The sequence below is a fragment of the Sphingomonas sp. NPDC019816 genome (assembly GCF_050274375.1).
Taxonomy (GTDB): domain Bacteria; phylum Pseudomonadota; class Alphaproteobacteria; order Sphingomonadales; family Sphingomonadaceae; genus Sphingomonas.
Window position 1 is genome coordinate 21,098 of the sequence record NZ_JBNNOB010000002.1, and the last position, 26,140, is coordinate 47,237.

Annotated in this window: 15 protein-coding genes; 8 read left to right on the forward strand and 7 right to left on the reverse strand. The window is 66.6% G+C overall.

Annotation, left to right across the window (positions count from 1 at the left end):
• Window positions 1-88: 88 nt before the first annotated feature.
• The 3 genes from xylA to ACQKJZ_RS00545 are packed head-to-tail and all read right to left on the reverse strand — an operon-like array spanning window position 89 to window position 4,007.
• Window positions 89-1,405 carry a xylose isomerase gene (gene xylA / locus ACQKJZ_RS00535; RefSeq protein ID WP_312488566.1) on the reverse strand — a complete coding sequence of 439 codons (1,317 nt, stop codon included), beginning with the start codon at window positions 1,403-1,405 and terminating at the stop codon, window positions 89-91.
• A gap of 1 nt (window position 1,406) precedes the next feature.
• Window positions 1,407-2,855 (reverse strand): xylulokinase, encoded by a 1,449-nt coding sequence (xylB, locus tag ACQKJZ_RS00540; protein ID WP_427729595.1) that lies wholly within the window; start codon window positions 2,853-2,855, stop codon window positions 1,407-1,409.
• A gap of 9 nt (window positions 2,856-2,864) precedes the next feature.
• Window positions 2,865-4,007, reverse strand: coding sequence for a glycoside hydrolase family 43 protein (locus ACQKJZ_RS00545; RefSeq protein WP_427729596.1), 1,143 nt, complete (start codon window positions 4,005-4,007; stop codon window positions 2,865-2,867).
• Window positions 4,008-4,328: 321 nt separating this feature from the next.
• On the opposite strand from ACQKJZ_RS00545, the gene ACQKJZ_RS00550 reads away from it, so the two are divergent.
• Both ACQKJZ_RS00550 and ACQKJZ_RS00555 read left to right on the forward strand, forming a co-directional pair.
• Window positions 4,329-5,414 (forward strand): alpha/beta hydrolase, encoded by a 1,086-nt coding sequence (locus tag ACQKJZ_RS00550; protein WP_427729597.1) that lies wholly within the window; start codon window positions 4,329-4,331, stop codon window positions 5,412-5,414.
• Window positions 5,414-7,750 carry a glycoside hydrolase family 95 protein gene (locus ACQKJZ_RS00555; RefSeq protein ID WP_427729598.1) on the forward strand — a complete coding sequence of 779 codons (2,337 nt, stop codon included), beginning with the start codon at window positions 5,414-5,416 and terminating at the stop codon, window positions 7,748-7,750. The genes ACQKJZ_RS00550 and ACQKJZ_RS00555 overlap by 1 nt, the downstream gene beginning before the upstream one ends.
• 45 nt (window positions 7,751-7,795) lie before the next feature.
• Here the strand turns inward: ACQKJZ_RS00555 and ACQKJZ_RS00560 are convergent, their stop codons facing one another.
• Window positions 7,796-10,462, reverse strand: coding sequence for a glycoside hydrolase family 3 C-terminal domain-containing protein (locus ACQKJZ_RS00560; protein WP_427729599.1), 2,667 nt, complete (start codon window positions 10,460-10,462; stop codon window positions 7,796-7,798).
• Between the two features lie 158 nt (window positions 10,463-10,620).
• On the opposite strand from ACQKJZ_RS00560, the gene ACQKJZ_RS00565 reads away from it, so the two are divergent.
• The 4 genes from ACQKJZ_RS00565 to ACQKJZ_RS00580 all read left to right on the forward strand — a co-directional run bounded on the left by ACQKJZ_RS00565 (window position 10,621) and on the right by ACQKJZ_RS00580 (window position 16,971).
• Window positions 10,621-12,543, forward strand: coding sequence for an NPCBM/NEW2 domain-containing protein (locus ACQKJZ_RS00565; RefSeq protein ID WP_427729600.1), 1,923 nt, complete (start codon window positions 10,621-10,623; stop codon window positions 12,541-12,543).
• A 104-nt stretch (window positions 12,544-12,647) separates the two neighbouring features.
• On the forward strand, window positions 12,648-13,757 hold the full coding sequence (locus ACQKJZ_RS00570; protein ID WP_427729601.1) for an endo-1,4-beta-xylanase: 1,110 nt from the start codon (window positions 12,648-12,650) through the stop codon (window positions 13,755-13,757).
• On the forward strand, window positions 13,754-15,418 hold the full coding sequence (locus ACQKJZ_RS00575; protein ID WP_427729602.1) for a glycoside hydrolase family 43 protein: 1,665 nt from the start codon (window positions 13,754-13,756) through the stop codon (window positions 15,416-15,418). The genes ACQKJZ_RS00570 and ACQKJZ_RS00575 overlap by 4 nt, the downstream gene beginning before the upstream one ends.
• Complete coding sequence (locus tag ACQKJZ_RS00580; RefSeq protein ID WP_427729603.1) at window positions 15,415-16,971, forward strand: glycoside hydrolase family 43 protein; 1,557 nt, start codon at window positions 15,415-15,417, stop codon at window positions 16,969-16,971. The genes ACQKJZ_RS00575 and ACQKJZ_RS00580 overlap by 4 nt, the downstream gene beginning before the upstream one ends.
• A gap of 86 nt (window positions 16,972-17,057) precedes the next feature.
• On the opposite strand, the gene ACQKJZ_RS00585 is transcribed toward ACQKJZ_RS00580, so the two are convergent.
• Both ACQKJZ_RS00585 and ACQKJZ_RS00590 read right to left on the reverse strand, forming a co-directional pair.
• Window positions 17,058-18,602 carry a tryptophan halogenase family protein gene (locus ACQKJZ_RS00585; RefSeq protein WP_427729604.1) on the reverse strand — a complete coding sequence of 515 codons (1,545 nt, stop codon included), beginning with the start codon at window positions 18,600-18,602 and terminating at the stop codon, window positions 17,058-17,060.
• 69 nt (window positions 18,603-18,671) lie between these two features.
• Window positions 18,672-21,710, reverse strand: coding sequence for a TonB-dependent receptor (locus ACQKJZ_RS00590; RefSeq protein WP_427729605.1), 3,039 nt, complete (start codon window positions 21,708-21,710; stop codon window positions 18,672-18,674).
• A gap of 247 nt (window positions 21,711-21,957) precedes the next feature.
• Here ACQKJZ_RS00590 and ACQKJZ_RS00595 point away from each other — a divergent pair, with 247 nt between their 5' ends.
• On the forward strand, window positions 21,958-22,647 hold the full coding sequence (locus ACQKJZ_RS00595; RefSeq protein WP_427729606.1) for a SapC family protein: 690 nt from the start codon (window positions 21,958-21,960) through the stop codon (window positions 22,645-22,647).
• Window positions 22,644-23,648 carry a cupin-like domain-containing protein gene (locus ACQKJZ_RS00600; protein ID WP_427729607.1) on the forward strand — a complete coding sequence of 335 codons (1,005 nt, stop codon included), beginning with the start codon at window positions 22,644-22,646 and terminating at the stop codon, window positions 23,646-23,648. The genes ACQKJZ_RS00595 and ACQKJZ_RS00600 overlap by 4 nt, the downstream gene beginning before the upstream one ends.
• 6 nt (window positions 23,649-23,654) lie before the next feature.
• Here the strand turns inward: ACQKJZ_RS00600 and ACQKJZ_RS00605 are convergent, their stop codons facing one another.
• Complete coding sequence (locus ACQKJZ_RS00605) at window positions 23,655-26,120, reverse strand: glycosyl hydrolase 115 family protein (RefSeq protein WP_427729608.1); 2,466 nt, start codon at window positions 26,118-26,120, stop codon at window positions 23,655-23,657.
• Between the last annotated feature and the right edge of the window lie 20 nt (window positions 26,121-26,140).

The following is a 26,140-nucleotide window of genomic DNA, read 5'->3' on the forward strand; positions in this document are numbered from 1 at the left end:
CGCGGAACGGTAAGAAAAAGGGGCACGCCCGATCACCGGACGCGCCCCTTTTTCATGCTTGGCGGGCCGGATCACCCGGCCCGACCGCTCACTTGTTGACGATACGGTTGACGATGTTCTCCATCCGCTCCTGACGGCCCGAACGCGGCTTCGGGTCGATCGCCTTCTGTTCGGCGAGGTCGGCGATCCCGGCGAGGTCGAGGCCACCGACCTGCTGACCGAACTCGGCGTCCCAACCGGCATAACGCTCGGACTTGATCGCATCGAGGCGACCGTCCTCGATCAGCGCGGCGGCGTTGAGCAGCCCCTTGGCCACCACGTCGATCCCGCCGACATGGCCATGGAACAGGTCGACCGCGTCCATCGACTGACGACGGACCTTGGCGTCGAAGTTGAAGCCGCCGGTGGTGAAGCCGCCCGCGCGGATGATCTCCAGCACGGCGAGCGTCAGTTCCTCGACCGAGTTGGGGAATTGGTCGGTATCCCAGCCATTCTGGTGATCGCCGCGATTGGCGTCGATCGACCCGAAGATGCCCAGCGCCCCTGCAGTTGCGATCTCATGCTCGAAGGTGTGGCCCGCCAGCGTGGCGTGGTTCGCCTCGATATTGACCTTCACTTCGTTTTCGAGGCCGTAAGCCTTCAGGAAGCCGTACACGGTCGCCGTGTCGAAGTCGTACTGATGCTTGGTCGGCTCGTGCGGCTTCGGCTCGATCAGGATGGTGCCGTTGAAGCCGATCTTGTGCTTATGCTCCACGACCAGGGTCAGGAAGCGGCCCAGATTGTCCAGCTCGCGCTTCATGTTGGTGTTGAGCAGCGTCTCGTAACCTTCGCGACCGCCCCACAGCACATAGTTGGCGCCGCCCAGACGATGCGTCGCTTCCAGCGCGTCGCGGACCTGCATCGCGCCGAACGCATAGACTTCGGGGTCCGGGTTGGTCGCACCACCGGCGGCGAAGCGCGGATGGCTGAACAGGTTGGCGGTGCCCCAGAGCAGCTTGCGACCCGACGAGGCCTGCAGCTTTTCAAGATGGTCGACCGCTTCGGCGAAATAGCGGCGATGCTCGGCGACGCCCTGCGCATCGGCCATCACGTCGACATCGTGGAAGCAGTAATAGGGGATGTCGAGCTTCGAGAAAAAGTCGAAGGCGACTTCCCGCTTCTGCGCGGCGGCCGCGCTGTCGTTCGCGCCCGCGTGCCAGGGGCGATTGAAGGTGCCACCGCCGAACACGTCCGAACCCGGCCAGCAGAAGGTGTGCCAGAAGCAGGCCGCGAAGCGGAGATGCTCCTCCATCGTCTTGCCCAGCACGACGCGGTTCTTGTCGTAGAAGCGGTAGGCGAGCTCGTTCTCGCTGTCCGGCCCTTCATAGGCGATCGTAGGGATGTCGGCGAAAAAGTCGGTAGCCATGTCAGAAGTTCCTCGGAGTGATACGGGAATAGCTGTCGCGGAAACGCGCGATCTTGGGGGCGAAGCGCTCGGCGAGCGCGGGGTCGGGGGCGATGGTGTGGCTGACCGGTGGCGGCGCGCAGACATCCTCCGGCGAGCCGCCATCGACCGCCAGCTGGGCGAGGCGCGCCGCACCCAGCGCGGGGCCGACCTCGCCACCCTTCAGATAGACGAGCTCGACGTTCAGCGCGGCGGCCAGCGTCTGGCCCCAATAGGACGAACGTGCGCCACCGCCGATGACGGACAGCTGGGACAGCTCGGTTCCGGCGTCGCGCAGCACCGACAGGCCATCGGCGAGCGCGAAGGCCACGCCCTCCAGCACCGCCTGCGCCAAACGCTCGGGCGTGGTGTCGTGGTCCAGCCCTAAGAACGCACCGCGAACCTCGGCGTCGTTATGCGGCGTCCGCTCACCCGACAGATAGGGGAGGAAGATTTCCGGGCCGCTCGCAGGGCCTACGCTTTCGGCGCGGGCGAACAGCTCGGCGGCACCGGGCGTGCCGGTCAACCGCGCGACCCAGTCGATGCAGGCGGCGGCCGAGAGATGCACCGACATCTGATGCCAGACATCGGGCAGACAGTGACAAAAAGCGTGCACGGCACCGGCGGGATTGGGGCGGAACGCCTTCGTGGCGGCGAAGATCACTCCCGACGTGCCCAGCGACAGCAACGCATCGCCGTCCTTGACCACGCCGACGCCCGCCGCGCCGGCGGCATTGTCGCCACCGCCGCCCGCGACCGGCACCTGGTCGATGCCCCAGGCTTCGGCCACCTCGGCGCGTAGGCGGCCGGTCTGCGCGGTGCCCTCGACCGCCTGCGGCATCTGTTCACGGGTCAGGCTGGTGGCGGCGAGAATCTCGTCGCTCCATTCGCGCGCCGCGACGTCCAGCCACAGCGTTCCCGCCGCGTCCGACACGTCCGATGCCTTCTCGCCCGTCATCCGCAAGCGGACATAATCCTTGGGCAAAAGAACGGTACGGATCGCCGTAAACGTTTCTGGCTCATGGTGCGCGACCCATAGCAGCTTGGGCGCGGTAAAGCCCGGCATGGCGAGATTGCCCGCGATCCGGTGGAGATCGGGCACCTTGGCCTCCAGCTCCGCGCACTCGGCATGGCTGCGCCCGTCATTCCACAGGATGCCGGGACGCAGCGGCTGATCGTCCGCGCCCAGCAGCGTGGCACCGTGCATCTGGCCGGCCAGGCCGATGCCGCGCACCGACCGGCGCACCGCCGGATCGATCGCGCGGACGGCCGCCGCCGTCGCCTGCCACCATGCCTCCGGGTCCTGTTCGGACCAGAGCGGCCGGGGACGCTGCACACTGAGCGCCGCCGTCCCCTGCCCTACTACGACGCCATGTTCGTCCAGCACGACGGCCTTCACGCCCGACGTGCCGATATCGATGCCCAAAAACATCCGCGATCCTTACTTTACGAACGGATCGATCGTTGGAATCGTCCCGTCCGGGTTGAACTTCAACTCGGTCATCTTGACGTTACGCAGATGGTTCTTGTTGGACAATTGGGTGTCGGCATAAAAGAGCCACCACTTGCCCTTCCACTCGACGATCGAATGGTGGCTCGTCCAGCCTTGCACCGGCTTCAGGATATGCCCCTTGTAGGTGAAGGGCCCGTACGGGCTGGTGCCGATCGCGTAATTCAGGAAATGCGTGTCGCCGGTCGAATAGGTGTAATAATATTTGCCGTCGCGCTTGAAGACCCAGGACGCCTCGAAAAATCGACGGTCATGGTCGCCGCCCAGCACGGGCTTGCCCTGTTCGTCGAGGATGACGACGTCGCGCGGCGTCTCGGCGAAAGTCTTCATGTCGGGGTTCATCTTGGCGATCTTGCCCGAGATGGCGGGCTGGTCGTCCTGCTTCAGGTCGGTGTCGCTGCCGTTCGGATCGTATTTGCCGTTCTTCCACCGCTGAAGCTGACCGCCCCAGATGCCGCCGAAATACATGTACGCCGTGCCATCGGCATCCTGGAACACGGCCGGGTCCATCGAGAAGCTGCCCGGGATCGCCTCCGGCTCGGCCTTGAACGGCCCCATCGGGTTCTTCGAGGTCGCGACGCCGATGCGGAACGCGCCCAGGCCGTTGCGGTCCTTGGTCTTATCGCGCGCCGGGAAATAGAGATAATAGGTGCCGTCCTTATAGGCGGCGTCGGGCGCCCACATCTGCTGCGAGGCCCAGGGCACGTCCTTCACGTCCAGCGCGACGGGGCCGACCGTGACGGGACCGGCTGGCTCGTCCATGCGCAACACGCGATAGTCGCGCATCGCATATTGGTTGCCGAGATCGTCGTCCTTGGTCTCGGTCGGGATATCGTGGCTGGGATAGATGTACATCTTCCCGTCGTTCCAGACATGCGCGGAGGGGTCGGCGGTGAAGATGTCACGCACGAGCGGCTGCGACAGGTAATGACGGCCATCGGGCGCGGTCGGGTTGGCGTCGTTCGCGGCCGTGGCGGTGTTCGCCTGCGCGGTATTGCCCGCCTCGGGCGACGTTCCACAGGCCGCCGTGCACAGACCCAGAACGGCCACGCCGGCCATCATCAAGCGCTTCATCGCTTTTCCTCTCCAAACGCTCCATCTTCGGAGCTTTGACCGGACGATAGCGCTATCAGGATGCTGGATGCAAGGCCGGTTCGGCGTTTTGCGATGAGTTAGGGTTGGGCGTGGCCTTCGACTTCGCTCAGGCTGAACGGCGTTGGGGAAAGGAAATTGTGTCCCGCCCCTCGTTCAGCCTGAGCCCGGTCGAAGGCCATGGGAATCCCCCATCCCACGCCTTGACAAGGCGCATCCCGAACTGTTGGTAACGATACCCAGACAAATGAAGCGGACCGACACCTCCAAGTCGGCGCGAACCCAGGACAGAGGATGACACGCATGGCCCAACGCCCTTCCTGCGCCCGGTGGATGCTGGCCGCCGCACTGACGCTGATGCCGCTCGCCGCCGCCCCGGCGCAGATGGCCACCCAGTCGCCCGCTGCCGTGCCCGGTGCCAAGCCCGTGACGATCGAGCGGATCAAGGTCCATTCGGCAGCGATCGAAGGCAATCTGGAGGGCAACAGCGCCGACCGCGACGTCATCGTCGTTCTGCCGCCCGGCTATGCCGCCGATAAGACGCGCCGCTTTCCGGTCGTCTATGCGCTGCACGGCTATTCCATCGGCGCGCAGCAGTGGACCAGCGAAATCCATGTGCCCGGCTCGATCGAGGGTGCCTTCGCGCGCGGCGTGGCGCCGATGATCATCGTCTTTCCCGACAGCAAGACGATGCATAACGGATCGATGTATTCCTCGTCGCAGACGGTCGGCGATTTCGAGCGGTTCGTCAGCCATGACCTGATCGCCGCGATCGACGCCCGGTACCGCACCATAGCCCGGCGCGAGGCGCGCGGGCTGATCGGCCATTCGATGGGCGGCTATGGCACCGCGCGGATCGGGATGAAACATGCCGAGATGTACGGCGCCATCTATATGATGAGCCCATGCTGCCTGTCGCCGCGCGCCATGGCGCGGCCCGATGCGCAGAACGAGGCGGCGCTCACCAGCCTGACCTCGCCGAAGGACTCGGCCAAGCTGAACTGGGGCCAGCGCGCGATGCTGGCGGCGTCGGCCGCCTGGTCGCCGAACCCGAAGAACCCGCCGCTGTATCTCGACCTGCCCGTCAAGGACGGCAAGCTGCGTGACGATATCATGGCGAAATGGTTGGCCAACACGCCGCTGGCCTTTGTCGATCAATATGTCGCCCCCTTGCGCAGTTTCCGCGCCATCGGCCTGGATGTCGGATCGCAGGACGGGCTGAAGCCGGATGCCGAAGCGCTTCATGCCGCGCTCGACCGGTATGGCATCGCCCACCGGTTCGAGGTGTATGACGGCGATCACGTGAACCGCATCGGTATCCGCTTCCAGGACAAGGTCCTGCCCTTCTTCGGCAAGGCGCTGGTGGGTCAGCCGGCGGGGCGCCGCTGATGCGCACGTCGCGACGCGGCGTGCTGCAAGGTCTCGCGGCGGGGGCCATAGGCGGCGCGCTGGCCGAGCCGGCCGGCGCGGCCGCCACCACCGCGCCCGATCCGACCCAGTGCCTGTGGTACCGCGCGCCGGCGAAGGCGTGGACCGAGGCTTTGCCGGTGGGCAATGGCCGGTTGGGGGCGATGGTCTTTGGCGGCATCGCGCGCGAACGACTGCAACTGAACGAAGACAGCCTATGGGCGGGCGGGCCGTATAACCCGGTCAACCCCGCCGCGCGGGCCGCCCTGCCCGAGGTGCGGCGTCTGATCGCGGCCGGCCGGCTGAAGGAGGCGCAGGCGCTCGCCGACCGCACGCTGATCGGCACGCCGCGCACGCAGATGCCCTATCAGCCGCTGGGCGACCTGATCCTGAGCTGGCCGGGGCTGACCGACGGTGCGGCAAAGGACTATCATCGCCAGCTCGACCTCTACACCGCGACGGCGACCACGCGGTTTACGGCGAAGGGCGTTGCGCACCGTCGGACGGTGATCGCCTCGCCGATCGATCAGGTCCTGATGATGCGGATCGAGGCCGACCGGCCGTTCGATCTGGATATCGCCCTGTCCTCGCCACAACGGGACGTGCGAGTGGAGGCGTCGGGGGATCGGCTGACCCTGACCGGCCATAATGCCGACCATGCCGGCGTCGAGGCGGCGCTGCGCTTCGCGGCGCAACTCAGTATCGTGACGCGCGGCGGCACCGTGACGGCGGGCGAAGCGCTGGCGGTACGCGGGGCGCGATCGGTGACGCTGTTCCTCGCCATGGCGACCAGTCGTCGCGGTCTGGGCGATCTGGCCGGCGATCCCCGCGCGACCGTCGCGCAGACCATCGACCGGGCCCGGTCGCGCGGGCCGGCAAGGATTGCTGCCGACGCGCTGGCCGAGCATCGCCGGCTCTATCGCCGCGTCGCGCTGGACCTCGGCACCAGTCCGCAAGGCGCGCGCCCGACCGACGAGCGAGTGCGCGCGGACCGTGCCGTCGACGACCCCGCGCTGGCCACGCTCTATTTCAACTATGGCCGCTATCTGCTGATCGCCGCATCGCGCGCGGGCGGACAGCCGGCCAATCTCCAGGGGCTGTGGAACGAGAGTATCGACCCGCCCTGGGGCTCGAAATATACCGTCAACATCAATACCGAGATGAACTATTGGCCCGCCGAGCCTACCGGGCTTGGCGAATGTGTCGCGCCGCTTGTGCAGATGGTGCGCGAACTGGCGGTCAGTGGCGAGCGCACCGCGCGCGAGATGTACGGCGCGCGCGGCTGGGTCTGTCACCACAACACCGATTTGTGGCGGGCGACCGCGCCGATCGACGGTGCGCCATGGGGCATGTGGCCGACCGGCGGGGCGTGGCTATGCACCCATTTGTGGGAGCATTACGACTATCATCGCGACCCGGCCTTCCTCGCCTCGGTCTATCCGCTGATGCGGGGGGTCGCGTTGTTCTTCGTCGATACGCTGCAAAGCGATCCGAAGACCGGGCGGCTGGTCACCAGCCCCTCGGTCTCGCCCGAGAACGAACATTCGCCCGGCGTCTCGATCTGCGCGGGGCCGGCGATGGATCAGCAGATCCTGCGCGACCTGTTCGACCAGGTCGCCCGCGCCGCCACGATCCTGAACATCGATGCCGACTTTGCGGCGCAGGTGCGCGCCACCCGCGCCCGGCTCGCCCCCGACCGGATCGGTCGTGACGGGCAATTGCAGGAATGGCAGGAGGATTGGGACGCGCACGCGCCCGACCCGCATCACCGCCACGTCTCGCACCTCTATGCGCTGTTCCCCAGCGATCAGATCACCCCCGATGGCACGCCCGAACTGGCGCGGGCGGCGCGGCACTCGCTGGAGACGCGCGGCGACCAGTCGACCGGCTGGGCCACCGCCTGGCGCGCCAACCTATGGGCGCGTCTGCACGATGGTGAACACGCGCACAGGATCATCGCCTATCTGCTGGGGCCGCAGCGCACCTATCCCAATCTGTTCGATTCGCACCCGCCCTTTCAGATCGACGGCAATTTCGGCGGTACGCGCGCCGTGGTCGAGATGCTGATGCAGAGCCGTGGGGATGAACTACTCCTGCTCCCCGCCCTGCCCCGTGCGTGGCCGACCGGATCGGTCAGCGGACTGCACGCGCGGGGACGCTGCCGGGTCGATCTGCGCTGGCGTGACGGGCGACTGGTCTCGGCGATGCTGACCGGCGACCTCGCGGGCGAACGCCTCGTGCGGCTGGGCGATCGACGGGCTCAGGTCACGCTGGTGCCCGGACGCCCCATCCGCCTGCGCGAGGCGGATTTCGCCTGATCGCCGGTCCGATCCTCTCCTTTGCGGGGAGGATCGGAAATCCGCTCACTGGGCGATCGGGCGGGATGTCGCGACGGCGAAGCGCGTAGCTTGCCCCGCCACGCCGGTATCCGGCTGGCCCGAGCCGACCGAAACGCGGTAGTCGCCCTTCATCACCAACCGGTGGCCGTCCGCATCCACCGCGCTGAGATCGCGGGGGTCGAGCGTGAAGCGGAGCGTCCGTCGCTCGCCCGGCGCCAGGTGAACGCGCTGAAACCCGCGCAGCGCCACGCGCGGTGCCCCGTCGACCTTGGGAAAATTGAGATAGAGCTGCGCCACCTCGTCCCCCGCGCGCCGTCCGGTATTGCGCACCTCGGTCGTCACGGTCAGTCCGTCCTGCGCGCCGGTCGCGGCGGGCACGAGCTTGACCGGGCTATAGGCAAAGCTGGTGTAGCTCAGGCCATAGCCGAAGGGGTAGACCGGCGTGCCCGTGAAATAGCGATAGGTTCGCCCCCTCATCGCGTAATCGCCGAACGGCGGCAGATCGTCGACCGAGCGGTAGAAGGTCAGCGGCAGACGCCCGGCGGGGTTGGTCTTGCCCGACAGGACATTGCCGACCGCCAGCCCGCCGGCCTGTCCGGGATACCATGCCTCGACGATCGCATCGGCATGGGCCTTGGCCCAGGCCAGGTTGACCGGGCTGCCGTTCATCAGGACGACGACCAGCGGCTTGCCCATCGCCTTGGCCTGTTCGAGCAGCCGCTGCTGATCGGCGGGCAGATCGAGCGTCGTCTTGTCGCCGCCTTTGAACCCGGGAACCGCGATCGGCGCTTCCTCCGCCTCCAGGTCGGAGGTCAGACCGACCACCGCTACCAGCACGTCGCTGTCCTTCGCCGCCGCGCGCAATTCGCCGGCCGGGTCGTCCGACACCCGCTTCCAGACCAGATTGATGCCGGTCAGGATGCGTGCCTCGGTGGAGACGGTGATCGGATAGCGGCGACCCTTTTCCAGCGTGACCGTGCGCATCGTCGGCAGGCTGTTCCACGATGCCTTGGACAGGTCGACAAAGGGTTGTCCGTCGAACGTCATCGCGCCGTTGAACCCGGCGATGCCGAGGCGATAGCGGCCCGTCTCGGGCGGCACGAGAAAGCCGCTCCACACCGCACGGTGCACGTCACGGACCGAGGAGAGGTCCAGGCTGCGGGACGCGGCATTGGCCTCGACGCGGGTGACGACCGGGCGATCCTCGAAGGTCGCCGCCTTGATCCACGCATCGAGTGCGCCGGGCGCGAAGCGCTGCGGTATGAGACCGACGACGTTGTAATAGCGGGCGAGCAGACCGGGCTGGCCATCGGGCGTCCGCAACGCGCTGGTGGGTACCGGATCGCCATCGGTATAGGTCTCGGCGAAGGGTACATGGCGCACCTGCGCCCCTGGCATCGCGCGGCGCAACCCCTCGACCACCGAAAAGGCCGGGCCCGACAGCGACGAGGAGTAATTGCCACGCAGCGCCCGCGTGGCATCGCCCAGCGGCCCGACCACCGCGATCCGCGCCGTGGCCTTCAGCGGCAGGACGCCCCTGTTTTTCAGCAGGACCAGGCTCTTTTCCGCCGCCTCCAGCGCCAGCGCACGGTTGGCGAGCGTATCGATGTCGGCGGGGCTCGCCGTGTGCGTGGAGAGCGGGCGCAGGCCGGGCAGATCGCCGGTGCGATAGCGTGCGGCGAACAGGCGGGTCAGCGACCGGTCGATATCGGGAATGGAGATCAGCCCGCGTGCCAGCGCATCGCGATACGGATTGGTCAGCCCGTCGGTATCGGTCAGCGTCGCATTGTTGCATTCATTGTCGACGCCCGCGCGCATCGCGGCGGCGACCGCCGTAGCGGGATCGGGCGCATAATGATGATTGGCGTCGATGTCCTTCACCGCATCGCAGTCGGAGACGACATAGCCCCGGAAACCCCAATTGCCGCGCAGATAGGTCTTGAGCAGCATGTCGCTGGCGCAGGCCGGCTGCCCGTCGATACGGTTATAGGCGCACATGATCGATCCGGCCCCACCCTCGACGATCGCGGCGCGAAAGGCGGGCAGATAGGTATCGACCAGATCATGTCGCGAGACATAGACATTCGCCTCGTGGCGGGTGGACTCCGGTCCGCTGTGCACCGCGTAATGCTTGGGTGTCGCGACGACGTCGATGCGTGCCGGATCGGTCCCCTGCATGCCGCGCACGAAGGCGACGCCCATCCGCGCGGTCAGGAAGGGATCCTCGCCAAAGGTTTCCTGTCCCCGGCCCCAGCGGGGATCGCGGAAGATGTTGATATTCGGCGACCACGTATCGAGCCCGGTGCCGATCCGCCCCATCCGCCCCGTCGTGCGCGCCAGAGCGTGAAGCCCGCGAACCTCCCCGGCGATGGCCTGCGCCGCGCGGCCGACCAGCGCGTCGTCGAAGGTCGCGGCGAGGCCGACCGGCTCCGGGAAGTTCGTCGTCGGCACCGGCCCCAGTGCACCGTGCAGGGACTCGGTCCACCAGTTATAGGCGGGTACCCCCAGACGTGGAATGGCCGGCGCGGTGTTCAGCAACTGATGGAGCTTTTCCTCGGTCGTCATCCGACCGACCAGCGAGGCGGCGAGTGCCTCCGCGTCCTGCCCCGCCGGCTTGGCCGCCTGCTGCGCCACCACCTGCTGCGATCCCGCCATCATCAGCGCCAGCATCGACACCCGCCATGCCTTCATGCCCGTCCACTCCCGTCGCATGTTTTTTGTTAACGGTATCACGTTCGCCATCGCTGTCCACCCTCCGCCAAAGGAAACGGGTGATCTGACAGGCTTGGCTGGACAGCGGCACTTTAGTCCGACAAGATAGCGCTAAACGACAACGACACGGGTGAGGAATGCGACGGATCAACATGGCCTATCGGGCGGGCGCGATGGCGCTTGCATGTCTGTCCTCCGCCGCGGTGGCGCAGAGCGTGCCGACCGCCCCCGATCCCCTTGCCCCGACCGGCCGATGGAGCGCCAACCAGGACGGTCAGGCCGCGCTGCCGCCGATGGGCTGGAACAGCTGGAACGCGTTCAACAGCGATGTCGACGAGGAAAAGGTCATGGCCTCGGCGCAGTTGATCATCGACAAGGGGCTGGCCGCCGCCGGCTATCGTTACATCAATATAGATGACGGCTGGTGGCTGCGGCGACGCCAGCCCGACGGCCGGTTGGTCATCCGCGCGGACAAATTCCCGTCCGCCGCCGCCGGGCCGAACCAGCAGACCAGCTTCCGCCCGCTAACCGACCGCCTCCACGCCATGGGGTTCAAGGCGGGCATCTATTCCGACATCGGCCGCAACAGTTGCGGCCAGGTCTATACCCCCAATTTCGCCAACCAGCCGGAGGGCACGATCGCCGAGCGCGAGGTCGGGCTGTACGGCCATATCGACCAGGACATCGCCCTGTATTTCCGCGAATGGGGCTTCGATTATATCAAGGTCGATGGCTGCGGCATCCGGGGTCTGGGCAAGAACAGCGACCATGTCCGCAAGGGCGATTACCGGGAACTGGCTCCACTGATCGACATGAATTCGCTGGCCCGGACCGACATACCGGCGGTCCGCGCGCTGTACGAACAGGTCGCGACCGCCCTGAAGCGCGAGAACCCGGATGGCGACTATCTGTTCTCGCTATGCCTGTGGGGATCGTCCAACGTGCGCAACTGGGGCAAGCAGATCGGCAATGTCTCGCGCACCAGCGACGACATCACCGCGCACTGGTCGCGAATGCTGACCAATTTCGACACCAGTTCGACGCGCGCTCTCTATGCCCATCCACACAGCTGGAACGATCCCGACATGCTGTTCATCGGATCGGGCGAATTCGACGCCGGTCATATGACCGAGGCGCGCTCGCATTTCGCGCTCTGGGCGATGATGAACGCGCCGCTGCTGATCGGCTTCGACCTGCGCAAGGCCAATGCCGAGCAGCTGACTCTCCTGGGCAACCGCGCGATCATCGCGTTGAACCAGGATGCGGCGGGGCATCAGGCGGTGCCGGCCTATCTGTCGGACGATGTCCAGATTTTCGTCAAGACGCTGGCCAATGGCGACAAGGCGGTGGCGATCCTGAACCGCACCGCATCGACGATCCAGCCGGTGCTGACCGCCGATCACCTGAAGCTGCGCGGCGACCGGCCGGTGGCGATGACCGACCTGTGGACGGGACGGAAGACGAGCTTCACCGGAGACGCCAAGCTGACCGTCGCGCCGCACCAGACGCTGATCTACCGCGTCACCGGCACCCGGCGGCTGACCGGCGGCCATTATCTGTCCGAGACGCCGGGCGACGTGAACCCCGCCCAGGACGGGGTCGTCACGCCCGAGGGCGATCCGACCATCCATCATGAACTCAGCCCCTGGGGCGGGACCAAGGGGCCGGGCGACTTCCCGCAATATGGCGGCTGGGGCGGGGCGCAGGCCGATCGCACGCCGTTCGGCCGACCGCTGCGGATGGTGGGCAAGGTCTATGATACCGGGATAGGCGTCCTCGCCAATTCCCGGCTGGAGGTGCGCAATCGGGGGCAGTCGCGCTTCGTCGCCACGGTCGGCATCGACGATTCCGCCACCGCACGCGGCCGGCGCGTGGTGTTCGAGATATATGGCGACGGACGCCTTCTGACGCGGTCGCAGCCCATGGCGCTGAACCAGCCGCCCGCCACGATCGAGGCCGATGTCCGCGGCCGCAAGCTTATCGAGCTTGTCGCGCGCTCTGATAGCGCTCCCGACGCCGCCTTGCCGGTGGCGTGGGGCGACGCCAGGTTGCTGGACTGACGGGATTTTGTTGCTCCCTCATGGCCTTGCCGTCGGAGAACATCCGTGCAAAGGTCCGAGCAAATCAATAGGAAAGGGTTATGGAACCCAAGGGGCAAGGCCCGATGCTGACGCGTCGGCAACAACTTGTCGGGATGACCGGCGGCCTGATGATGGGAGCGCTCCCGTCACAACTGATGGCGCAGGCCGATGCGCCGTTCAAGGATCTGGCGGCGGCCAAGGGCATCCTGTTCGGCACCGCGATCAATGCCGGGCGGTCCTCGCCCATCCACGACCCCGCCTATGGCGCGATCGTCGCCCGCGAATGTGCGGTGCTCGTGCCCGAGAACGAGATGAAGGTCTATGTCCTCGGCAACGATCCCAAGACGCTGAACTTCGGGCCCGCCGACGCCATCGCCACCTATGCGCGCGATCACCGCATGAAGCTGCGCGGACATACGCTGCTCTGGAACTATAACAAATATATCTCGCCAGCGCTGGCCGAGCGGGTGCGTGCGACCGGGGCCGAGACATGGCTACGCGCCTATATCGCACGGGTCGCCGGCCATTTCGGCGACCGCATCTATTCCTGGGACGTGGTCAACGAGACGATCGACCCGAAGACCGGCGAGATCCGCGACACCGTCTTCACCCAGGCGCTGGGCTTCGACGCGCTCAAGATCGCGTTCGAGGCGGCCAAGGAACACGCCCCCCACGCCCAGCGCGTCTACAACGACTATATGTCGTGGGAGGTCGGCAATGAGAAACACCGTGCGGGCGTCCTGCGGCTGCTGGAGCGGTTCCGGCGCGAGAAGGTGCCCGTCGACGCGCTCGGCATCCAGAGCCATCTGGGTAATGACGGCAGCCATTCACGCACCCAGCGCGCGGAGTGGAAGCAGTTCGTCGACGCGGTGGTCGCGATGGGCTATCGCCTGCTCATCACCGAATTCGACGTCAACGACCGCGAAATGCCACGCGATCCGGTACGCCGCGACGCGCAGGTCGCCGCCGTGGCGCGCGACTATCTCGACCGGATGTTCGCCTATCCGCAGCTCGACCAGTTCCTGACCTGGGGCCTGTGGGACAAGCATAGCTGGTTGCAGGGTTTCATGCCCCGCACCGATGGCGCGGCCCAGCGGCCCCTGCCCTATGACGACGACCTGCATTCCAAGCCGTTGCGCAGCGCCATCGCCGACGCCCTGCGCGCCGCACCCATCCGAAAGGGCATCGCATGATCCGCCGCCTGACGCTTCTGGCCTTGTCGGTCGCCCTCGCCGGTCCGGCGGTGGCGCAGACCGCGCAGTTCGACGACTTCCGCTATCAGGGCCGCTCGCTGGAGCAGGTGAAGGCCGGGCCGGGCGAATATCTGAACCCCATTGTGTCGGGCTATTACCCCGATCCGTCGGTCACGCGCGTCGGCAACGATTATTATCTGGTCAATTCGTCCTTCGCGCATTTCCCGGGCCTGCCGATCTTCCATTCGACCGACCTCGTGAACTGGACGCAGATCGGCAACGCGATCGACCGGCCGGGGCAGCTCGATTTCTCGGGCCGGGCGATTTCGGAGGCGGTGTTCGCGCCCGACATCAGCTATCACGACGGCACCTTCTACATCGTCAACACCTGCGTTCAGTGCCGGGGCAATTTCGTCATCACCGCCAGGAACCCTGCCGGGCCGTGGTCCGACCCGATCTGGCTGCCCTTCGAGGGGATCGACCCGTCGATCTTCTGGGAGGGAGACCGCGCCTATATCGTCAACAACCGCGCGCCCGACGAGACGCCGCGCTATGATGGCCACCGCGCCATCTGGATCCAGGAATATGACTGGCGCGCCGGCAAGATGGTCGGCGAGAGCACGCAGCTGGTCAACGGCGGCGTCGACCTGTCGAAGAAGCCGGTCTGGATCGAGGGGCCGCACATCTTCAAGAAGGACGGCTGGTATTATCTGACCGCGGCGGAAGGCGGGACCAGCGTCAACCATTCGCAGGTCGTCTTGCGCGCCAAGGCGTTGCGCGGGCCGTTCGTGCCCTTCGCCGGCAATCCGATCCTGACCCAACGCGATCTCGATCCCGGCCGCCCGCATCCGATCAGCGCGGCGGGGCATGCCGAACTGGTGCAGACGCAGAATGGCGACTGGTGGGCGACCTTCTTGGCGACCCGGCCCTATGCCGATGACTTCTATAATATCGGGCGAGAAACCTTCCTGTTGCCCGTCATTTGGAAGGACGGCTGGCCGATGATCCTGGAGCGCGGCAAGCCCGTACCCTGGACCCATGCCAAGCCAAACCTGCCCGCCAGCCCGGCACCGAAACTGCCGACCAGCGGCGATTTCGGCTATGTCGACGGTTTCGATGGCGACAGGCTCGCCATGCAATGGATCGGCGTCCGCACACCCAGGACGCCCTTCTACCGGGTGGCGAACGGCCGGCTGTCGATGGATGGCGGTGCGGCGCTGGGCGACCGAAGCGGCGTGCCGGCCTTCGTCGGACGGCGACAGCAGCATGCGGTCGCCGATGTCGCGACCACCGTCACCTTCATGCCCACCAAGGACGGCGCAAGAGCCGGCCTGGCGGCGATGCAGAACGACTATGCCTATCTGTTCTTCGGCCTGACCCGTATCGACGGCCAGCCACGCATCGCGCTCTATACGCGCCAGGGCAAGAATACGCGCGACGAGGCCGCACCCGAAACGCTGATCGCCTCCGCCCCCCTGGCGGCGAAGGGCCCGGTCACGCTGACCATCCATGCCAAGGGCGGGACGATGAGCTTCGATTACCGTGCGGGCGGCAAGACCATGACGCTGAAATCCGATCTCGACGTGCGCTTCCTGAGCACCGCGAAGGCCGGCGGGTTCGTCGGCACGGTCATCGGCCCCTATGCCTATAACCCGAAATGAGGGGCAGGCAGGCTCTTGCCCTCGTAGCGGCAGCGGCGCTGGCGGGTCTGTCCGCCAGCGTCGCCGCGCAAGCGTGGCAATCGGATCGCGGTGACGGCACCTATGCCAACCCGCCGCTCTATGCCGATTATCCCGATCCCGACATCATCCGGGTGGGCGGGGACTTCTATTTCATCACCACGACCTTCGCCAATGTCCCCGGCCTGACGATCATGACGTCGCGCGATCTGGTGAACTGGCGCTTCGTCGGCCATGTCATCGACCGGCTGGAGGGGCTGCCCGAATATGATCTGAAGAAGGGCGGCGCGTACCGAAAGGGCATCTTCGCGCCCAGCCTGCGCTACCGCGACGGCGTCTTCTATATCGCCGTGACGCCGGTCGGCGAGAAGACGCGCATCTATCGCTCGAAGGACATTCGCGGCCCCTGGACGATGAACCGGATCAGCGAGGCGGCCTTCGATCCGGGGCTGTTCTTCGACACCGATGGCAGCGCCTATATCATGACCTCGGTCGGATCGGACGGCACCAACACGCTGCTCAGTCTCGACCGGGATCTGCGCACCGTTACCGACAAGCGTGTCGTCTATTTCAACAAGGGTGCCGAGGGCTCGAAGCTCGTCAAGCGCGGCGACACCTATTACATGTTCAACGCCATTCCCCGGCGGCTGGGCATGACCGTGTCGCGCGCCAAGAGCCTGTTCGGGCCATGGGAGACGCGCGACCAGATCGACGACAAGACGGGCGGCCATCAGGGTGCGATCGTCGATCTGCCCGATGGCACGGACTATGGCTTCGTGATGATCGATGCCGGTGCGGTCGGGCGGATGACGAACATCAGCCCCGTCTTCTGGAAGGACGGCTGGCCGGTCTGGGGAACGCCGGACGCGCCGGGCCGTGTGCCCGCCACCGCGACCAAGCCGATCCAGGGTCAGCCGGTCAGCCTGCTCCCCGCCTCGGACGATTTCACCAAGCCCAGGCTGGGCCTGCAATGGCAGTGGAACCACAATCCCGTCGCCAGCGGCTGGTCGCTGACCGAGCGGCCGGGCTGGATGCGACTGCGCGCGGGTCAGGCGTACACGCTGTGGAGCGCGCGCAACACCCTGCTGCAAAAGGGTCAGGGGCCGTTCAGCCGGGGGATCGTGGCGATCGACCCGTCGCATATCGCCGTCGGCGATCAGTGCGGCTTCGGCACCTTCGGCAAATATAACGGCCATATCGCGGTCGGCCGGGGACGCGATGGTCGACTGACGCTGACCATGCGCGTGATCGAGGATTTGGCCGACACCCAGAAGACCGACGTCCGGGTCGACGCGCAGCCGATCACCGCCAAGCGGTTGTTCCTGCGCACCGACATGGATTTCAAGACCGATCGGGGCAGCGTCGCCTATAGCGTCGATGGGCGCGACTGGCGCACGCTGGGGGGTGATTTCCCGCTCGCCTTCGACTGGCGGACGGGGACGTTCCAGGGACAGCAATATGCGCTGTTCTGCTATAATCCGGGTGCCAAGGGCGGGTGGATGGATGTCGACAGCTTCACGCTGTCCGGGCGGTAAGGCCGCCGGGCGGAGTCGACGCGTCTTCCCTTGGCCTTCGACTTCGCTCCGTTCAGCCTGAGCGAAGTCGAAGGCCACGCGAAACGTTAGATTGTCGGCAGCCCCCGCTCGACGATCTTGCGGATCAGATCACGGTGCTTGGGCAAACCGGCGAGCATCCGACCGGTCTGCACGTCATTCTCCCGCCGCGCGCGCTCGGCGACGATCGTCTCGGCCGCCAGGCTGCCCGGCGCGATCTGGGTGCGCTGGCCCATGCCGTACAGGACATATTGATAGCTGGCCGAGGGGAACACTTCTTCCACCCGGTCGAACTCGTCATGCATCCACGGCGCCTGATAGCGCCACAGCGTCATCAGCTCCTGCAAGCGATCAGGCATCGTCTCGGCCCGGCAATTGTCCCGCCAGAAGTCGCTGTCGGTCCGCTGGGTCAGCGCATAATGCAGTTTCAGGAAATCGACGATCCGGCCCCAGCGATACAGGGTCGTGTCGTTGAACCGCTTGGCGACGGTGTCCATCACCTCGCGGCACGCCGGCATCTGCTCGGCGATCAGCTTGGCCGACAGTTCGATCAGGACGATCGCCGACGCCTCCAGCGGTTCGAGGAACCCCGCCGCCAGCCCGACACCGACGCAGTTGCGCTCCCAGAACCGCTCGCGGTGACCGGCGCGGATCTTGAGTTCGCGCACCGGCAGGTCACGCCCCGCCTCGCCCAGATAGGCGCGCAGCTCGCGCTCGGCTTCGTCGCGGCCGATATGGCTGCTCGAAAAGACATGCCCCACGCCCCGCCGGGTCGGCAGGCCGATGTCCCAGATCCAGCCCGACGATTGCGCGGTCGAGATGGTATGCGAGGCGATCGGCGCCTCGGGATCGTCATAGGGCACCTGGATGGCGAGCGCGGTATCGCAGAACAGCACATCGCCCAGCGGCTTGAACGGCACCCCCATCGCCTCGCCGAGCAATAGCGAGCGAAAACCGGTGCAGTCGACGAACAGGTCGCCGGTCACCTCGCCCGCCTGCGCCGTGCGCACCGCGCGGATGTCGCCCTGCTCGGTCAGCAGCACCTCTTCGACATCGGCCAGCACGTGGCGAACGCCCAATTGCTCGCAGCAATGGCGGCGCAGGAAATCGGCGAACTTGCCGGCGTCCAGATGATAGGCGTAGTTGGCCAGCGCCTCATATTCGGGCGTCGCGATCGTCTTGGGTGCCAGCCCTGCGTCGCAGATCCGCCCCTGCGGCGTCACCGCGTCGCAGAAGCTGCCCTCCTCGCCCGCCGCCAGCCAGTGCGGAGCCAGGTTCACCTGTCCGAAGCTCTGCGGCAGCATCAGCGGGTGGTAATAGCCGTCATCGGCCGCACCCGTCGTCCAGCGGTTGAAACGCGCGCCCTGTTTGAACGAGGCATCGCACTCGCGGAAGAACGCGGTCTCCGACACGCCCATCTTGCGCAGGGTCGTGCGCAGCGTCGGCCAGGTCCCCTCGCCCACCCCGATGATCGGGACATTGGGTGATTCCACCAAGGTCACGGTGAAGCCATGCGGCCGCCGGCCCTGATGCCGCGCGGCGATGACGCCGGCGGTCAACCAACCGGCGGTGCCGCCGCCGACGATCACAATATTCTGGATGGGCTGAACCATGGGTCGAAAGGTCCAAAAGCGAACGGGGATGTCAAGCCGAAGCCCGACATCCCCGCCCTCGCGCTATCGTCAGAAGCGGTAGCGCGCGCCGAGCGTGAAGCGCCGGCCATAGTCGAACACGTCGAGCAGCTGGTTCTTGAACCGGCCATGCGTGCTCTGCTTGTTGTTGTTGAGGTTCAGGATTTCGCCGAAGACCGAGAAGTCCTTGGTGACGTCATAGCTGCTGGTCAGATCGACCTGGAAGCTCTGGTTCACGAAGGTCGGCTCGGCACCGTACGCCCCGGTATTCTGGTTCTGGCCGAAGCCCGCGAGATATTCGTCACGCCAGTTGAGCGCGGTACGGATCTGGAAGCCGTTCTTGTCGTAGAAGCCGACGAAATTGGCCGAATTCGCCAAGCCCGTGACCGCGAAGCCCGTCTGCGAGATGTTGGTCGCGTCATAGGGCTTGTTGGTATCGACCAGCGTCGCGTTCGCCTGGAAGCCGAAGCCGCTGTCGCCGAACACCTGCTGCCAGGCGATTTCGACACCACGTACGGTCGCGTCCGGCCCGTTGACCTGCGCCGAGATGGCGAAGCTCGCCGGCTGACCCGTGGTCGGGTCGATCACGCCGTTCACCGTCTGGCGCGTCACGCCACCGACGATGAAGTTGCTGACATTCTTCAGGAAGAAGTCGACCGCAAGGTACGAGTTGCGCTGATAATACCATTCGGCCGCGACGTCGAAATTGTCGGCCAGATAGGGCTGCAGATTGGGATTGCCGCCGCTGCCCGACAGGGCCCCCACACGCTGTCCGATACCGACGTTCAGCACGGGGTTCAGGAGGTTGAGGCCCGGCCGGGTCAGCGTACGCGACGCATCGAAGCGCAACTGCAGATTGTCGGTCACTTCCAGTCGCGCATCGACCGATGGCAGCACATAGGTATAGCTGCTGCGACTGGACACGGGCTGCGTATCGGAGAAGCCGATGGTCAGCAGCGTCGGATCGGTGGTGCTGCGCGTGATCGAGGTGGGCTGGCGGCCTTGCCCCGTCGCGCGCAGACGCGTGTTCTCGGTGCGAACCCCAAACGCCACATGCAGCGGCATTTCGGCGATCCGGCCTTCCATCGCCGCGCTGAGGAAGAAGGACAGCGTCTTTTCGTTCACCGCCAGGACGCTGGCCGGGTCGACCGCTTCGGTGAACTGGCCCCGGAAGTCCCGCAGCCCGTTCGCCGTGTCCGTCGGCCCCGGATAATTGAAGCCCGGAATATTCTGGGCATAGGGATTACCCAGGCTGGACAGATAAGCCTGATAGGCCTGCGGGCTGTAGATCAGCAGCGAGGGCGGCAGGCCGCCCGCGAAGCCCGGGATAAAATTGTCGAGGCTGATCGAACCCTGATACAGGTTGGACGGCAGGGGCGAGACGCCGCCGCCCTGGCCTGATGGCGTGCCGTAACCCGAATAGGCCTGCCAGAAATTGTTGGTGAACGTGCTGCGGTTCAGGAGGCGGAAGCTGTCCTCAAGATACTGGCCGCCCAGCTTCAGCGTGATATCGTCTTCCTTCCACGTCGCAACGCCGCGGAACTGCTTGAGCTCGTCGGTATTCTGCTGGGTCTGATTGACCGTGACGTGCGAGCCGATGAGAGCCGGGTCGGCCCAGCGCGCCGCATCGCCGGCAGGGCCGAAATTGCTGATCGTCGGGAACGCCTTGTTGCTGTCGCCCGTGATGTTGAAGCCCAGATTGGTGCCCAGGCGACCGCCATAGCCGATGTCGCCATTCTGGCTGCCGATGACGTTGCCGGGGTTCAGCCAGCTTTTGGCATAGGCGCCGTCCGCCTCGACCGTCAGCTTCTCGGTCACGTCCCACTTTACGTTCAGGCCGGTCTGGTTGGTCTGAAGGATCTGTCGATTGCGCGCGGAGACGAAGTCGGTCGGCGATCCCGCCTGGGTGAAGCTGACCGCCGTGCCGTTGGCGTCCTGCTTGACGTTGCGCAACGACTCCTGGCTGAACCACACGCCGAAGCCGTAAACATCGGTGTTCAGCGACTGGCGGGAGAAGTTGTTGTCCAGCGTGACCATCACCCCGTCCGAGGGGTGCCATTGCAGCGCGATACGGCCATCGACGCGCTCGTCCTGCACCCGCTGCTGCTCCGCGCCATATTGCTGCGGGAACCAGCCGGTGAGGGTCCGCCGGTCCGAGGCTGCGGCATTGAGGTCGTTCGTCGGCGCGCAGGTGGCGGCGGTGCTGCCCTGCAACTGGCAGGGGGCGAAGCCGTTGCCCGGCCAGCCCGAGACGAAGACGCGATTGGTATCGGTATCACGCCGGGTGTAGATGAAGCTCGACAGGATGCCGATCGTATCGTCGGCGAAGGTGTCGCTGACCAGCGCGCCGAGCGTCGGCACGACATGGCCCGCACGGTCCTGCAACGAGCCCGAGGCGCTGACCGCGGCGCGGAAGCCGGGACGGTCGAACGGCTTGGGGAACTGGATGTCGACGGTCGCGCCGATCGAGCTGGACGCGAGCGATACGTCGGGCGTCTTCAGGACGCTGATGCCGCCGATAAAGTCCGAGCCAACGGTGCTGAAGTCGATCTGGCGACCACCCGTCGCGGTCGAGATGCGCCGGCCATCATACAGGGTGGTGTTGAAGTCGCCGCCGAAGCCGCGAACGGTGATGCCGGTCGGCTCGCCGCGTGCGCCGGAGCGCTGGATCGACACGCCGGGCAGGCGCTGGAGCGACGCCGCGACGTTCGAATCGGGAAATTTACCGATATCTTCCGAAGAGATGGCATCGACGACACCGGTCGCGGTCCGCTTGATGTCGAGGTTGCGTTGGAGCGAACTGCGCAGGCCAGTGACGACGATTTCGCCTTCGCTGACCCCGCCGGCGGGCGATGGGCTGTTATCCTGTTCGCTGGGCGCGGTCGCCTGATCCTGCGGCAACCCCGCCTGCTGCGCTGTGGTCGTATTGGCCTGGACGGCCACGTCCGGGCGCGTCGCGCCGGCGGCATTGCCAGCCTGGGCATAGGCGGTGGCGGGTGACAGGATGGCCAGGGCCATCAGCGGCGAAACGCCGGTCAACAATCGGCGCCGGGCAGTCCATGCGCCCATGAAAGCAGTGTGATCCACCATCTTCCCCTCTCCTTGTGTCTATCGTTGCATGCGAAGCCGGCGTTATGTCGCCGTACCACTCGCATGATGCCCGATGGTAGCTTCATGATAGCGCTATAACAAGCAATTTGTCAGAGCATCGGATTGAGGCTATCCGCCATGGTTGACGATGGCCGGAGGGCAGGGAACAACCCCGCTATCGTCGCCCCGGCCGGCATCGCACCGCCCGGGGTATCGAGGGGATGCGACGCGAAAGGAACCGGTGATCATGGCCGACATGGAATTGCTCGACAGCGCTCGTCACGCCGACCTGCGCGTCTCGACCGCCCCCGACAGGACGCGGCATTTCGTGCAACTGGTGGCCGACGAGTTTCCGGCGGCATCGCTTACCTATCCGATCCTGTTCACGCGGCACCCGGACACCGGCGGCCTGTATCCCGGCGCGCTGATGGGATTGCTGCCCGATGAGAATTTGTGCCTCGGCCCGGACCGCGAACTCGCCGGCTATCGCGCCGCCGACCTGGAGCGGCAGGGCTTTTATGTCTCGGGCGAGAATATCGCGATCGATCCCGACCACCCCGCGCTACGCCAGCCCGAGGGCGAGCGGGTGTTCGACGGAGACGGCGCACCGACGCCGATGTTGCAGCGGGTGCAGGCCGCGCTGCGCCGGCTGCACAAGGGGCTGCCCGAAACCGAGCGTTTCGTCGCGACGCTGCTGCACCACAAGCTGGTCGAGCCGATCGACCTCAGCTTCCGCTTCGACAATGGCGAGAGCCTGCAACTCGACGCGCTCTACACGATCAGCCTCGACGCCTTGCATGCCCTGCCCGACGATGTCGCGCTCGCGCTGTTCCGGTCGGGTGACCTGCAACTCATCTATGCGCAGACCAATTCGGTGCGCCACATTCCCTCCCTCGCCCGCCGGCGCAACGACCGGTTGAGCGGACTGGCGGCGTGAGCGAGGAGGCGATCGCGATCGATCGCACGCACTTGACCGATCCGGCGACGTTTCGCCGGATGGTCGCGGAGCCGTGCCGCCCGGTGGTGATCCGTGGCGCCGTCGCCGACTGGCCGATCGCGCGTGCGGCCGGGGACGGGCGGGCACTGGCCGATTATCTGGCGCAATTCGATGCCGGACACCCGGTGGAGGCCTTTGTCGGCGATGCGGCGATCGCGGGGCGCTACAGCTATACGGACGATCTCGCCGGCTTCAATTTCCGGCGGGAACGCATGTCGTTGGGCGATGCGGTCGCGCGGATCACCCGGCCGGGTGAGGCGCACGAAAGCGTCTATGCCGGGTCGCTGCCGACCGAAATCTTCCTGCCCGGCCTGGCCGCCGACAATCCCCTGCCCTTCGCGCCGGGGGGTGTCTCGCCCCGGCTTTGGATCGGCCATGCGTCGACCATCGCCTGTCACTATGACATGTTGGACAATATCGCCTGCGTGGTGGCAGGGCGGCGGCGCTTCACCCTGTATCCGCCCGATGCCATCGGCGACCTGTATGTTGGGCCGATCGATCACACCATGGCGGGCCAGCCGGTCGCGCTGGCTGCGGAGGCCGAACCCGGCGATCCGCGCTACCCCCGTTTTCCCCGCGCCGCCGCGCGTGCGATCACCGTCGATCTGGGGCCGGGCGACGCACTGTATATGCCCAAGCTCTGGTGGCACCGGGTGGAGGCGAGCGGCACGCTGAACCTGCTCGTCAATTATTGGTGGGACGCGTTCCCGGTCGGCCCCGACCAGCCCTTCGTCACGATGCTGCTGGCGATGAGCGCGATCGCCGCGCGCCCGGCGGCCGAGCGTGCCGCCTGGGCGGCATGGTTCGACCATTATGTCTTTCGCCCCGATGGTCATCCTCTGGCGCATCTGCCCGAGGAGCGGCACGGCGTGCTCGGCGAGGGCCCGCAGAATATCGGGATGCTCCGGGCCCAGGCGATGCGGATGATGCGCGGCGGCTGACGCGGGTCAGCGTGGCGCGGGCTCCAACGTCAGCCCTTCGACCACCACGTCCGGGTCGGCCAGCCACAGGGTCAGCCGATGCCGCCCCGCCGCGACAGCGGGCAGCGTCGTGGTCGCCACCCGCCGGTTCTCGATCACCGAGCGTTCCCAGTGTTGCGGTGTCTCGTTCGCCATCAGGTTCAACATGATCGGCGCACCGCCATCCAGCGAGACGGCGACCCGGTGCTTGCCGTTGCCGCGTATGTCGAGACCGGGCGCGGCAATGACGCCCACGGTCACCGCCCCGGCGCGGTCCTGGACCAGGTCATAGACGATATGCGGGCTGTTCCCGCCCGGCCGCTCGATGATGGGGGCGCTGGCGGGGGTGGCGACCATCGCCGCGCCCTCGGCGGTGAAGCCCGCCACCCGTTGCCACCGGATGCCCGCGCCATCGACGGGCCGTCCGCTATCGGCGGCGATCCGCCGCGTCGGGGTCGGCGTGACGGCGGGAAGCGGCAGCGGCTTGTCGACCGTGGCCAGCGCGGGCATCACGTCGCTGTCCGGCTGTTGCCAGCCGGTATAGCCGATATGCGTCTGCGCCATCATGCTCGGCCATTTGCCGCCCGCCGTCTCCACCTCGTACCGCCGCCGGATCGCGGCGTCGCGCGCGAAATAGCCGCGCGCGGCGACCGCCATCCGCTCCGCCGTCGCCTTGTCCCCCGCACTCGCCGCCGCCCGGTTCGCCGCGACGGCCTGATAGAGGCGATGCAGGTTGGTCATCGCCTCCACGCGGTGAAGCACCAGTTCATAATAGGCATCACGCGACCGGGCGGGCAGCGTTCGCTCGATCCGGCGCGCCTCGGTGTCGAGCGCGTTCCATTCGCCCAGCACGCGCGCCCATCCGCCATCGGCCACACCATAGGTGGTCGCGTCGATCAGCTCGGGCTTGCGACGGCTGGCCAATTGGCCATAGCGGGTGAGGAGCGCCCCGATCGCGGGGCCGTGCGCCGGTCCGAATTGCTGCGTGGCCCATTGGGTGGGATAGGCCTGCATGGCGGCCAGGTCCATGCGCGCGGGGTTCCAGGCCATGGCGAGGAAGAAGCTGGTCGCATATTCCATCGGCTTCAGATCGCCGACATTGACGATCCACAACCGGTCGGCGCCGTAATCGCTCGCCAGCCGCATCTGCTGCCACACGCGCGGCACGGCATTGGTGTCGAGCCATTTATAGTTTCGCGGCCCCCCGACATAGTCGAAATGATAATAGACGCCCGCCCCGCCCGCGCGCCGCTCGCCCAAGGGTGGCAGGCGGCGGATGTTGCCCCAATTGTCGTCGGCGAACAGCAGGGTCACGTCGTCGGGAACGCGCATCCCCTTGTCGTAATAATCCTGCACCTCCTTGTAGAGCGCCCAGACCTGCGGCGTCTCCGCCGCCGGTCGCTTGGTGACCTGGGCGATGATGTCGCGCTGGTCGGCGACGATGCGCTGAAGCAGGTCGGTGGCGGTGCCCTCGGTCATCGGCTCGTCGCCATCGCCCCGCATGCCGATCGTGACGGGATCTTCCGCCTTACCCCGCCGCTCGATCCCCTGCCGCCAGAAGGCCCGCAGGGCCGGGGCGTTCCGATTATAGTCCCAGGCCCCGCCGCCCTGCCGCTTCCAGTCGATCTGCGCCCGCTGCATCGGTTCGTGATGCGATGTGCCGAGCAGTACCCCCATCTCTTGCGCCAGCGGGGCGGAGGCGGGATCGTCCTCCCACAGTGACTTGCCCCACATGGCCGGCCACAGGAAATTGGCCTTGGAGCGCAGAAGAAGCGTGAAGACCTTCTCATAGGCCAGGTGATTGACCCCGCCGAACCTGGTGCGCGCCCAGCCACCGAAACCCGGTTCCTCGTCGTTGATGAAGATGCCGCGATATTTGACGACCGGGTGATCGGCGACCCGCCCGGCCGTCAAGTACAGGGTCGGATGACGCTGTGCCGGCACATCGGCCCACCAGGTCCAGGGACTGACCCCGGCCTTGGCGCTGACATCGTAAAGGCCATAGATGGTGCCGCGTCGGTCCGCGCCCGCGATGACCAGCGCGCGCGCGACGCCGGGCATGGGGTTGTCGACGACCTGTTCGACATAGCCCTCCCACTGGCCCGCCAGCCCGCCGACGTTCAGCTTGCCGGCGCGGACCAGCGCATCGATCAGCCGGCTATGCCCCAGCGTTCCCGCAATGACGGTCGCCCCCGCCGCCGTGTCGCTCGCCAGCCGAACCTGGCCGCCGCCGACCGCCTTCAGGTCCGCGACCACATCCCGTGCGGCGCGGCGGACGCCGGGCTCGTCGCCGTCATCGACGACGATGGTCGTAGCCCTCCCGGGCACGAGCAGCGGCATGGCCCCCGGCATCGCATGATCGCAGGCCGCCACCGGCTTTGCACAGGTGGTTGCGGCCTGGGCGGCGGCGGGCGACAGCGCGATCAGCGCGGTCGATATCAGCAAATGGCGCATCGTCTCTCCGATCCCGTCTC